The organism is Nostoc sp. C117 (genome assembly GCF_043099735.1).
Lineage (GTDB): Bacteria > Cyanobacteriota > Cyanobacteriia > Cyanobacteriales > Nostocaceae > Nostoc.
Genome location: NZ_CP170991.1, coordinates 1,533,790 through 1,546,549, shown reverse-complemented (window position 1 = coordinate 1,546,549; position 12,760 = coordinate 1,533,790). Strand labels below are relative to the sequence as shown.

At 40.8% G+C, this 12,760-nt stretch carries 6 protein-coding genes; 2 read left to right on the top strand and 4 right to left on the bottom strand.

The window, feature by feature from the left end; translation table 11 throughout:
* Window positions 1–110: 110 nt before the first annotated feature.
* Window positions 111–1,358 (bottom strand): ISL3 family transposase, encoded by a 1,248-nt coding sequence (locus tag ACFG4S_RS07610; protein ID WP_392531164.1) that lies wholly within the window; start codon window positions 1,356–1,358, stop codon window positions 111–113.
* Between the two features lie 355 nt (window positions 1,359–1,713).
* On the opposite strand from ACFG4S_RS07610, the gene ACFG4S_RS07605 reads away from it, so the two are divergent.
* Window positions 1,714–1,884, top strand: coding sequence for a hypothetical protein (locus ACFG4S_RS07605; RefSeq protein ID WP_392534216.1), 171 nt, complete (start codon window positions 1,714–1,716; stop codon window positions 1,882–1,884).
* Between the two features lie 267 nt (window positions 1,885–2,151).
* Here the strand turns inward: ACFG4S_RS07605 and ACFG4S_RS07600 are convergent, their stop codons facing one another.
* Genes ACFG4S_RS07600 through ACFG4S_RS07590 form a run of 3 tightly spaced genes read right to left on the bottom strand, consistent with a single transcriptional unit; the run spans window position 2,152 to window position 5,294 of the window.
* Complete coding sequence (locus tag ACFG4S_RS07600) at window positions 2,152–4,266, bottom strand: xanthine dehydrogenase family protein molybdopterin-binding subunit (RefSeq protein ID WP_392534215.1); 2,115 nt, start codon at window positions 4,264–4,266, stop codon at window positions 2,152–2,154.
* Entirely contained in the window at window positions 4,211–4,684 is a 474-nt protein-coding gene (locus ACFG4S_RS07595; RefSeq protein ID WP_392534214.1) for an FAD binding domain-containing protein, read from the bottom strand. The genes ACFG4S_RS07600 and ACFG4S_RS07595 overlap by 56 nt, the downstream gene beginning before the upstream one ends.
* Window positions 4,671–5,294, bottom strand: coding sequence for a (2Fe-2S)-binding protein (locus tag ACFG4S_RS07590; RefSeq protein ID WP_392534213.1), 624 nt, complete (start codon window positions 5,292–5,294; stop codon window positions 4,671–4,673). The genes ACFG4S_RS07595 and ACFG4S_RS07590 overlap by 14 nt, the downstream gene beginning before the upstream one ends.
* A gap of 1,009 nt (window positions 5,295–6,303) precedes the next feature.
* Between ACFG4S_RS07590 and ACFG4S_RS07585 the strand changes: the two genes are divergently transcribed.
* Complete coding sequence (locus ACFG4S_RS07585) at window positions 6,304–12,663, top strand: amino acid adenylation domain-containing protein (protein WP_392534212.1); 6,360 nt, start codon at window positions 6,304–6,306, stop codon at window positions 12,661–12,663.
* Window positions 12,664–12,760 lie beyond the last annotated feature (97 nt).

Sequence of the window (12,760 nt, the reverse complement as noted above, 5' to 3'; positions counted from 1 at the left end):
TGGCTTTAGACTCACTCTTGGTGTCGCTTCACTCCATTGCACTTATATTCTTCAAATCAACATTACCTGGCTCAAAAGATAGATGGTTCTTCAGTACATAATATGCTTAACTAATAGGTTAAATGCCAATTTAACAAGCATCTAACTCGGAAATTATCAAAGTTTCTAAATCCATAGCCGGAACGTTTAATTAGCTTAAGTTTGTTATTAATGCCTTCCACAACACCACTAGTTGTCCCATTATCAAAGTAAGCAATAATCTCATCAAACCAACGGATAATAGTATTGTTACTCTTGGGAAAATATTTTTTAGCTTTTGCTAACCACATCCCGAGTTTAAAAACTCCCGGATACCAGTTATCTGTCTTATTGAAAATCTTTCTAATTTTTTCTTTTAATTCATGCATTTCTTTGAGAATAGGAGATAAATTTTTCACTTCATAAAGTTTGTTTATCTGCTCTTCATTTAAGTCTGACTCATTTTTCAATAAAACGTATTTACTATTTTTTAGTCCCGACAATACTTTTTCGTACTTAGATTTTTTTGATAATGATTGCGCTTTTTTAACTAATTCTTCTAGATTCCGCTTCTCTTGTTTTCTTTGTGTATCTAGTTCTTTATTGATTTGTGTCATCACATGAAATCTATCTGCTACTACTTGGGCATTGGGCATTAATTCTGTTACTACATTTTTGTAACCTACCCACAAATCTATACTCACTTCCTCAATTCGTGCTAAAACCTCAGTTCCCCACTCTATAAGGGTTTTCTTTACTACCTCTTGTGTGCGCCCACTTAACAAAGTTATTAATTTAGATGTATCTAAATCTATTAATACTGCACAGTAATTACCCTTGCCTTTAACTAGAGCTATTTCATCAATTCCAAGCCTTTTTATAAAATCAGGTTTGTTATCAGATAATTTTTCTGAGGCATCTTTTAACATTCTTTCTATTTCTTCTGTTGTCACTATCCCTTTATTTGCTACACTATGGATATCATTTTCTACAACATCTTGTATTATCTTGTCTGCTAGCCGTTTTGTATAAGTTCTTTTCTTACTTACAAAATCTAGCTTTTCACTAAACGGTTTTTCACATTTTTCACATTTGAATTGTCTCCTATTTATTTCTAAAAATACTGGCTTTTCTCCAAAAGGTAAGTCTTTAACAACGTATCGATGATTTTGATGTAATCTATGGCTTTTTGTACCACAGCGAGGACAATTACTGTATGATTTTGTTGATTCAGTTTGTAAAATCATTCCTATCCCCTCATGAATCCGATGAGATATAACTTTCACATCTTTTAAATCAAGAAGCGCTGTTAGGATTTTAATATTTTGTTTCCTATTCATGACTGTAAATACACCAAAAAATATTTCTCTTGTAATTACAGCTAACAACAAATATGCTTTATAAGTCAATTAGGTCAAAGTTTTTTCTCAATAGCTGATACGATTATTTTTATTTATTAAGCTTTTTGGCTAACAATTTAGCATAACAAGTGCTGAAGAACCAGATAGATACATTTTTGAAAAGTTGAAGCACACTTATAAGAGCAACTTTAACTATTCAATAATGGTGTGGCAATGTGGCTAAAATATGGTGTAAATGAAGAAGGTATCTTGATATGTATTGAAGATATCGCAAGAGGTAAGACTTCACTAAGTGTCCTTACTGTTATGGTGAGCTAACTGCTAAAAAAGCAAGGTGAAAGAGCATCATTTTGCTCATAATGACCAAACTTGCCGCCCCATAGCTAACCGAGAATTTCCAACGCTGCCACTATATGACAATTTCAACGTTCAATTATCAGGCAAGGATTTGGCACAGTTAAAGCTGAAGAAGGCAGGAGTACGGAGCCAAAAATTACCCGATTAGTTTCTACTTAGTTACTTCTAGTTTACTCAAAGCAGGAATGTTGAGAAAAAATGTTTACATGAACTTATCCCACTAATAATATTTGTGCTACAAAGGTTAAGCTTATTGAGAACTGAAAACGAAAAATTAAGGTTTTCAAGCACATTTTACGAAACTAAGTAGGACTTTTTGAAATAGTGGGATAGGTTCATGAAAGATGCCCCAGCGAATCCCACCATCTCGTAACCGCACTACTTGCAAAACACAGTACTTCACCAATTACTATGACTACAGCAGCTTGTCTAATGTAATTGGCAAATCACGGACGCGCTTACCAGTAGCATGATAGACAGCGTTAGCGATCGCTGCTGCAGTACCAGTAATGCCAATTTCACCAATTCCTTTGACACCAAGCGGGTTGATATGTGGATTGTGTTCATCGACAAACAACACCTCAATATCAGGAACGTCTGCGTTGACTGGTACGTGATACTCAGCTAAATCATGGTTGACAACGCGTCCTCGGTTGGGGTCTATTATCGTGTGTTCCATTAGCGCCATGCCAATACCATAAATAATCCCACCAATCAGTTGACTGTTGGCTGTTTTAGCATTGAGGATGCGTCCAACACCAAAAGTTCCCACCCAACGCGATACTCGCACTTCACCCAAATCAGGCTCAACGCGAACTTCGGCAAACTGCGCTCCAAATGCGTGCATTGAGAACTTCTTCTGTTCGTCTCCCAGCTTGGCATCTGCACGCGCTTCGATCATTTTCATCCCATGTCGTGCCAAGATTGCCTGATATGTTTCGCTTGCAGACGATTTATTTTTTAAGAAAAAGCTGCCATTTTCGGCAATCACATCCTCAGCATTTGAACTATAAAGCGGCGATTTTTGATCGGCGAGTGCTAGTTGCAAAAGCTGACTGCGAGCTTGATTTCCTGCTAAATGCACAGCCGAACTGACACTGGCGGCGGTTTGGGAACCACCAGAAATAGGGGTTTCTGGCATCTTTGTATCGCCTAGTTCAAAGTGGACTTTGTTAACTGGTAGACCAAGTGCCTCAGCTGCAACTTGAGTCATCACAGTATAAGTTCCCGTGCCAATATCTTGGGAGCCGCTCTGTACCACGGCTGTACCGTCCGCCATAATTTTAGCGATCGCTGATGCTGGAGAACGGTTGGTAGGATAAGTAGCTGTCGCCATACCCCAACCAATTAAATAATTACCGTCTCGCATTGAACGGGGCTGAGGATTGCGCTTTTGCCAGCCAAACTTTTCTGCCCCTAATTTGTAACATTCTCTGAGTGACTTGCTCGACCAAGGCAGTTTTTTAGTGGGATCGACTTCAGCATAGTTACGCAGGCGCAATTCCACCGGATCAATGTTGAGTGCATAAGCCAGTTCGTCCATTGCCGATTCTAGAGCAAACGACCCAGAAGCTTCGCCTGGGGCCCGCATATAGGTTGGTGTTCCTTGATCGAGTTGAACCAGACGATGACTAGTTTCGATATTCGGGCTAGCGTAAAGCATTCGGGCGCTTTTACCAACAGGTTCAATAAATTCATCGAAAGTTGAAGTCTGGGAAGTGCCAGCGTGTTGCAAAGCAGTTAATTTGCCATCGCGGGTTGCACCGAGAGCCACCTGTTGAATTGTCTCCGGTCGAAAGCCGACAGGCCCATACATCTGTATGCGTCCCAAAACTAATTTTACTGGGCGATTAACCTGCCGTGCTGCGATCGCTGCTAATGGCACGTGCGACCAAGCCGATCCTTTACAACCGAAGCCACCGCCCACAAAGTAAGACATAATACGGACATTCTTTGGATCGATTCCCAATGCCCCTGCAACTTTTTGTTGAACCTGAAAGATTCCTTGAGTTGCGTCATACAGCAGCAGTTGATCGCCTTGCCAAACTGCTGTTGTGGCATGAGGCTCCATCGGATTGTGATTTTCGATCGGTGTCGTATAAGTTTGCTCGACGCGGACAGCCGCCGCCGCCAGTCCCTGGCTGACATTGCCGTGCGCGGAGTCAGGCGGTTCTTCTCTAGGGATTTTACCTTTAGGTAAGTATGCCTTAGCGAGGTTGTCCCTCATATTAATGGTTGGTTTCTCTTCGTCATAACTAACTTGCACCAGAGAGGCAGCATACATCGCTCGTTCAAAAGTATCGGCAACGACCACTCCAATATGCTGACCGCTATACAAGACAACGTTATCTTGCAGCACTTGCAGCTTGCGACCGCCACCCTTTTCTCCAGACGCTTTGGGCGCATTGAGGTGGGTAATAACTGCTAACACACCTGGTACTCGCTCCGCCGCCTTTGTATCGATTTGGGCAATTTTACCTTTGGCGATCGCTACCACCAAGAATCGCGTGAATGCGGTTGTAGCCCTCAATTGCCGCACAACCTGAACCGGGAACGCGCTTATTACAGGGCATCGAAGTATCGCGGAAGTAGTAACAGCGGGTACGTTGCAGCAAATTTCCGCCGACTGTCGCCATGTTTCGCAGTTGCGGTGATGCCCCAGACAGCAACGCCTCTGATAGCACAGGATAACGCTCTTGAATGATCGGACTATATGCAACATCGCTATTGCTTGCCGTTGCTCCAATCCGCACACCGTTACCCTGCACTTCTATCTTGCTCAGTGGGAGTGGGTTAATGTCAACCAACTCTCTTGGGGTTTGGACATTCAGCTTCATCAAATCGATGAGGCTAGTACCACCAGCGATATACGAAGCTTGGGCATCTGGAGTAACCAAAGCCACAGCATTTTCTGCTTGTCCTGCTTTCTTATAGCTAAACGGCTGCATCTTTTTTTCCCTCTAAGACATCGCGGACAGCAGCTACGATATTTGGATAAGCACCGCAACGGCAGATATTGCCGCTCATCAGTTCCCGAATGTCGGCATCTGATTTAGCGTGTCCCTCGTTCACCAAACCCACCGCCGAGCAAATCTGTCCTGGCGTGCAGTAGCCACACTGAAACGCATCGCGGGACAGAAACGCCGCTTGCATCGGGTGCAGATTGTTTCCTTGTTCCAACCCTTCAATAGTTGTGATTTTTGCGTCGGTGTGCATAATTGCAAATGTCAGGCATGAATTAATCCGTTTTCCATCAATCAGCACCGTGCAAGCACCGCATTGTCCATGATCGCAACCTTTTTTAGTCCCAATTAGTCCTATGTATTCCCGAAGCGCATCAAGTAAAGTAACATGCGGTTCAATCTGCAAACTATGTGCTGTTCCGTTCACTTGCAACTTCACCTGCATCGTCTCAGGTGTCGAAGTTTTCAACATGGGAATAGTTTTTTTGGCTTGAGTTTGTGCTATGGTTTTCCCTACAAAATTACTGATCGTCGCTGCTACTGTGCTGATAATCATCAATTGACCTAACTTGCGGTGTCTTAGGACAAACCTCATCTGTTTACTCCATTCTGTTTTTGTTGAGTAATAATTAATATTGAGTAATTCTCTAGAATTCAACAGGTCGCGCCCACAATTGCCCAAATTTCTGCCCTGTTCATAAATGCGTCTCGTAGAGAAATTAAGGAATACTAGACGATCTCGGACTGAGAATTGGTATCTCAGTACTGAGCAATAAATTTCTTGATTGTTTTGGTTCGAGTCTGAATCTGCATCCAAATCTTCCCACTCACCAATCCCTATTCCCCAATGCCCAATCACCATTTCAATTTTTTATAGAAAACCACTTTTTTTACAGGCATTTTCCTTAAAATGACATTGTTAATAGAATACAATTTCATCTTGTTATGGTGTCTCTATCAGAAGATTTATGCCATAAGTATTGAGCGAGCGCACTATTTGCTATAGCTAAATAAAAACAGCGTTTCCGAAAAAAGTCTAAATTTTAACTTACATTTAACATTTTAATAATCTATTCATATTTGTTTTGATGATCTAATAGATTCATGGTTTATGGCAATTCTAAATAATTGATGAAAAAATATATTGCCTATTATATGCTTACACAACTAAGCAAGATTGTTTGTTATGGATAAGGGAATAAGAGGAACAATCATATCCTGTCCAATTGAAGAAGGCAGTCCCGATGAAACAAGTTTCATAGTCAAGCATGAAAATGCGATGTGAGACTGATCTATCTATATAGATACTCATCGAAGGAGCATTTTCAAGTCAGAAGGTTTCGTTCAGATGGGGATTCAAACCCTTTTCTGTTCGAGAGCCACCAAATTTTCAATTTGGTGGGGGTCTTAAACCCTTGCTCGCTCCGGTCGCGCAGACGGTGACGCTCCTGCGTCGCTTGCCGCCGGCGCTATCGGGCAAGAAGAGTTGGGATAAATCCCTTCTGTCTTCTGCCCTCTGCCTTTCTTGATAAATTTGGTTGACTTTGGTATTAACAAAATCGCTTTATTAGTCTCCAGCCAAAAAAGCATAAATAATATAATAAATGTATCAAATAATAACTAAAACATTATTAGACATTCTCACCTCTAGAGGGGAATATCAGGCTGATCGGCAAGCTTATTTATTTCTCCAAAATGGAGAAACTGAGTCAGGGAGCCTTACTTATGGAGAATTAGATAAACAAGCTAGAGCGATCGCAGTCCATCTCCAATCAATGCAAGGAGAACGGGCTTTACTGTTATACCCTTCTGGATTAGAGTTTATTACAGCTTTCTTTGGCTGTTTGTATGCTGGGGTAGTAGCAGTTCCAGTTTATCCTCCCAGACGCAATCATAAGTTGTCTCGGTTGCTTTCTATCGTTAATGATGCCGAAGCGAAAATAGCACTGACAACCACATCAATACTAACTGACATTGAGAAAGGATGGGAAGAGGAACCAGAGTTAGCCCAGTTAAAGTTGCTAGCTACAGATATCATTGAAGCTAATCCTCAAAAGTTTGTACCTAAATCAGTGACACTGGAGAGTTTGGCATTTTTGCAATATACTTCCGGGTCTACAGGAACACCAAAAGGAGTGATGGTGACTCATGGGAATTTACTGCACAATCAACAGATGATCCAGGCTGTAAGCAAACATACAGAAGAATCAACTTACGTAAGCTGGTTACCTCTTTACCACGATTTGGGATTGGGAAATGCAATTCAAGCTCTGTTTATCGGTGCAAAGTGTATCCTTATGCCACCTGTAGCCTTCTTGCAACGTCCCGTGCGCTGGCTCCAAGCTATTTCTCAGTACCAAGCCCATACCAGTGGCGGACCGAATTTTGCTTATGAACTGTGTGTTGACAAGGTATCTTTGGAAGAGCGCGAAACTCTTAACCTGAGCAGTTGGAAGGTAGCGTTTAATGGCGCAGAGCCAATTCAGGCAGAAACTTTAGAACTGTTTCAAAAGACTTTTTCTAACTGTGGTTTTGAGCTAGAAGCATTTTCACCTTGCTATGGTCTTGCTGAGTCAACTGCCGCAGTTACAGGAAGTCCAAAAGGAGCTAAACCTGTTTTTTGTCGTGTCTCGAAGACAGCACTCGAACAAAATCTCATAGTTGCAAAAGCTCCAGAAGCTCCAGATACTCGCATTTTAGTAAGCAGTGGAAAAACTTGGTTAGATCAGAAAGTGGTTATAGTCGAACCATGTTCATATACTGCTTGTTCTGATAACCAAGTCGGAGAGATTTGGGTTAGTGGTTCTAGTGTAGTTCAGGGCTATTGGGGAAAACCAGAGCAGACAAAAGAAACATTTCAAGCATACCTAGCAGACACTGGTTCTGGACCATTTCTTCGTACAGGAGATTTGGGATTTATCCGTAATGAAGAATTATTTGTCACAGGAAGACTCAAAGATGTAATTATCATTCGAGGACGAAATCATTATCCCCAAGACATTGAATTAACCGTTGAAAACAGCCATCCTTCTCTACGAAAGAATTGTAGTGCAGCATTTTCTGTTGAGATGGAAAAAGAGGAATGTTTGGTGGTTGTTTGCGAGATAGAAAGAACTCAACTACGAAATCTGAACACTTTGGAGATAGTTAAAGAAATTCAAATTGCAGTAGCAACAAAACATGAATTAGAAGTTTGTCATGTTATGTTGTTGAAAACTGGAAGTATCCCTAAAACATCTAGTGGAAAAATTCAACGTCGTGTTTGTAAAGTGGAATTTTTAAAAGATAGTTTAAGTGTAGTAGGGCAGTGGCACAAAAGTATTGAAAATCATCCGAAAGAATATGCAGCACCAAGTACAGCAACCCAAGAAATCATCTCCAACATCTTCATATCAGTTTTAAATGTAGAAAGGGTCAGTATCCACGACAATATCTTTACTTTAGGCGGACATTCCCTATTAGCAACTCAAGTAATTTCTCGACTCCGACAAACTTTTGGCATAGAAATCCCCCTCAGAGCAGTTTTTGAATCTCCAACAATTACTCAATTAGAGCAAACCATAACCCAGTTACGCACTACTAATAACGGATTAACTCTTCCCCCCATTCAACCAAGAGAACCAGACAGAGAACAATTACCCCTATCTTATGCACAAGAGCGACTGTGGTTCTTAGACCAACTCTCAGGACCAAGTGCAACTTATAACATACCAACAGTAGTCCGCATCAATGGTGACTTAGATATTAATGCCCTGCAACAAGCTTTATCAGAAATAGTCCGTCGCCACGAAGTACTACGCACCAGTTTTCAAACTGTCAATGGCACACCAATACAAGTAATTCACCCATCAGCCACCATAAATATCAACCTGGTGGACTTACAACAAGTAGCAGATACAGAGTGTGAAACCCTCCTACGACAACAAGTACAACTTGAAGCAATTACCCCCTTTGACTTAAAAATCGCACCATTAATCAGGTGTAATTTCTTGCAGTTGTCACCCAGAGAATATGTGTTATTAATGACGACACATCACATAGTTTCTGATGGTTGGTCAATGGGAGTATTCATCGCCGAACTATCTGCTTTATATCAAGCTTTCTGTGCGGGAGTTCCTTCCTCCTTATCAGAATTACCTATCCAATATGCAGACTTTACAGTTTGGCAGAGACAATGCTTGAGTGGGTACTACCTTGAAACTCAACTCAATTATTGGCTTTCTCAATTGCATGGTGTACCAGAATTATTACAATTACCAACTGACCGGACTCGCCCCAGTGTGCAAACTTACCAGGGTGCTACACAAAGCTTCACCTTGAATACTGATATCACCCAGAAGTTGCAAACCTTGTCTCGTGAATCGGGTACTACTTTGTTTATGACCCTCCACGCGGCGTTTGCGACTTTCCTATATCGTTATAGTGGTCAATCAGATATTTTAATTGGTTTACCGATAGCCAATCGCAACCGCAGTGAAATTGAACCGCTGATTGGCTTTTTTGTGAATACTTTAGTATTGAGAACCACGTTTGAAGAGAATCTCAGTTTTGAAACCTTACTTTTACAAGTCAGGGAAACTACACTCCAAGCCTATGAACATCAGGATGTACCTTTTGAACAAGTAGTAGAAAAATTGCAACCACAACGCTCTTTGAGTTATTCACCTTTATTTCAGGTGATGTTTATATGGCAAAATGCACCAATGGGGGAAGTAGAAATCCCTGGTTGTACTTGCTGTCAGCTAGATACAAAAAGTACAATTGCTAAGTTTGATTTAACACTGTCGATGTCCGAAACCGACCAGCAATTGGTGGGGTCATGGGAGTACAATACTGATTTGTTTGATGGGTCAACTATTGCGCGGATGGCGGCTCATTTCCAGAACTTGTTATCAGCAATTGTAGAAAATCCACAACAAGCGGTGAATGAATTACCCTTGTTAAGTGCAGCAGAACGTCATCAATTGTTAGTGGAGTGGAATGATACTGAGTGTGAATATCCCTTAAATAAATGTATTCATCAGTTGTTTGAAGAACAGGTAGATAAAACACCCCAGACTATTGCCGTGGTGTTTGAGAACCAGCAATTATCCTACCAACAATTAAATCAAAGAGCTAACCAACTAGCACATCATTTGCAAAGCCTCGGTGTGAGACCAGAGATGTTGGTAGGTATTTGTGTAGAACGTTCTGTTGAGATGGTGGTGGGACTGTTGGGGATACTCAAGGCTGGTGGTGCTTATGTGCCACTTGACCCCACCTATCCTCAAGAAAGGTTGAGTTATATCTTGGCAGATTCGGGTGTTGAGGTGTTATTGACGCAACAACAACTTGTGCAAAGTTTACCCCAGCATGAAGCTGTTGTAGTTTGTCTAGACACCGAATGGGATCAGATAGCCCAGCATTGCGATAAAAACCCAATCACCGACGTTATATCTAACAACCTGGCTTACACTATCTACACTTCTGGGTCTACAGGTAAGCCCAAAGGTGTGCAAATTTTACATAGTGCTGTGGTCAATTTCTTATGTACTATGCGCCAGCAGCCAGGAATCACAGCAGATGACATACTTGTTGGAGTGACAACTTTTAACTTTGATATTGCTGCTTTAGAAATTTTTCTGCCAATAATTGTGGGTGCTTGCTTAGTGGTAGCAAAGCGTGAAGTCACCCTTGATGGACAACGGTTGCTAGAGTTGCTGGTCAACTTTGGGGTAACAATTATGCAAGCTACTCCAGTAACTTGGCGATTACTGTTAGAGACTGGATGGCAAAATTCCCATCAATTAAAAATACTTTGCGGGGGTGAGGTTTTACCTTGGGAGTTAGCCAATGAATTACAAGTAAGGAGTACTTCCTTGTGGAACCTTTACGGGCCGACAGAAACTACCATCTGGTCACTAATTTCTCAGGTTGAGTCTCAGTCTGGCTTAATTTCCATCGGTCGTCCTATTGCCAACACCCAAATCTACATCTTAGACAGCCATCTGCAACCAGTACCCATAGGCGTACCGGGAGAATTACACATCGGAGGCGTAGGTTTAGCGCGAGGTTACCTCAACCAACCAAAACTAACTCAAGAAAAATTCATCCCCAACCCCTTCTATGATGGTAAATCAGAACGCCTCTACAAAACAGGCGACCTCGCCCGCTACAACAGCGATAGCAACATCGAATACATTGGTCGCATCGATAATCAAATAAAGATTCGCGGCTTCCGCATCGAACTCGGAGAAATTGAAACAGTCCTCAACACCCATCCCCAAATCCAACAAGCCGTAGTCATTGTCAGAGAAGATATTCCAGATGACAAACGCTTAATTGCCTATGTAGTGACTAGTGATGAAACACCTATCACCAAGCAACTCCGGGAATTTCTCAAGAACAAGCTACCAGAATATATGCTGCCTAGTGTCTTTGTCACCTTAGACACCCTACCATTCACACCCAACGGCAAAATCGATCGCAAAGCACTACCAACACCAGATAGAGAAATCAGCCGCAAACATGAATACATCCCACCAAGTACAGTTATAGAAATTCAACTGACTCAAATTTTGTCATCTATTTTGAATATCACTCCAGTAGGAGTTCGAGACAACTTCTTTGAACTTGGTGGTAATTCTTTATTAATTGTAAAATTTCTGTCTAAATTACAACAAATCTGTGGCGTAGATTTGCCAGTGTATTGCTTGTTTGAATTTCCTACTGTGGCTGATATTGCCCCAGTTGTTGAAAAGATTCGTCAAGTAGGAACATCGAATAATATTACCGACAATATTTTAGATTTAAGTGCTGAAGCCGTTCTTGATTCGGAAATTCAACCTCAATCACTAGCTTTTGATGATGTCAGTGAGCCGAAGTGTATCTTCTTAACTGGAGCAACAGGATTTGTCGGTACTTATCTACTATACGAATTGCTTCAACGTACTAATGCTGATATTTATTGTTTGGTTCGTGCTGCTAATCCTGATGAAGGTAAAAAGAGATTGCAAACTCAACTAGAAGCTTATTTACTTTGGGAAGAGGACTTTAGTTGTAGAATTATTTCTGTACTTGGAGATTTATCTCAACCATATTTAGGTGTTACAGCAGCAGAGTTTGAAAACTTAGCCAAATGTATTGATGTTATATATCATAATGGTGCATTAGTTAATTTTATTTATCCCTATTCAACATTGAAGGCAGCTAATGTTACGGGAACTGAAGAAGTTCTGAGGTTAGCTAGCCAAATCAAAGTCAAGCCTGTTCATTTTATTTCTACTCTTTCTGTTTTTGATTTGTCTAAATCTTCTCAGCTTCAAGTAATTTCCGAATCAGATCCTCTTAACGATAGTCAAGGTTTAATTGGTGGTTATGCTCAAAGCAAATGGGTAGCGGAAAAATTAATTATGATTGCTCGTGAAAGGGGACTTCCTGTGTGTATTTATAGGCTAGGTCATGTAGCTGGACACAGCAAAACTGGTATAGGAAATACAAGTGATTGGCTTTCTATAATGATTAAAGGTTGTATCCAACTCAGAATGTTCCCAGAATTAGAAAGGATGATAGAAATGATTCCTGTAGACTATGTGAGCAAAGCAATTATTGCTATATCACAAGCAAAATCATCTTTGGGAAAGGCTTTTCATATCACCAATCCCGATCAGATATCTGGTAAATATCTAAGTAATTGGATAGAGAAATTTGGTTATCCAGTTAAACAAATTTCATTTGTAAAGTGGCGTAAAGAACTGATTCATCATATTAATTATTTCCCCGACAATGCTCTACATTCTCTATTACCTATGTTTCCCGCAGAATCTGATTTTAAAAAATTAGAAATTAAATTTGACTACCAAAATACGGTTAAAGCATTGTCTGGAACTGGAATTTCTTGTCCACAGATAAATGCAGAGCTACTCGATATATATTTTTCATACTTCCTAAGTATAGGGTTTTTGAATACACCAGAGCAAACATGACTCAACCCGGATTTCTGCTAAGGAATAAACATTACGGGTCAGTAATATAGCATCTGTTAATTCAAAGGTCGCGTCTTTGGCTCTACCTAAATATTTG

Excerpts from the sequence above, each read along its gene's own strand:
- ACFG4S_RS07585 (WP_392534212.1), top strand. The coding sequence starts at position 6,304 with ATGTATCAAATAATAACTAAAACATTATTAGACATTCTCACCTCTAGA.
- ACFG4S_RS07590 (WP_392534213.1), bottom strand. The coding sequence starts at position 5,294 with ATGAGGTTTGTCCTAAGACACCGCAAGTTAGGTCAATTGATGATTATC.
- ACFG4S_RS07610 (WP_392531164.1), bottom strand. The coding sequence starts at position 1,358 with ATGAATAGGAAACAAAATATTAAAATCCTAACAGCGCTTCTTGATTTA.
- ACFG4S_RS07595 (WP_392534214.1), bottom strand. The coding sequence starts at position 4,684 with ATGCAGCCGTTTAGCTATAAGAAAGCAGGACAAGCAGAAAATGCTGTG.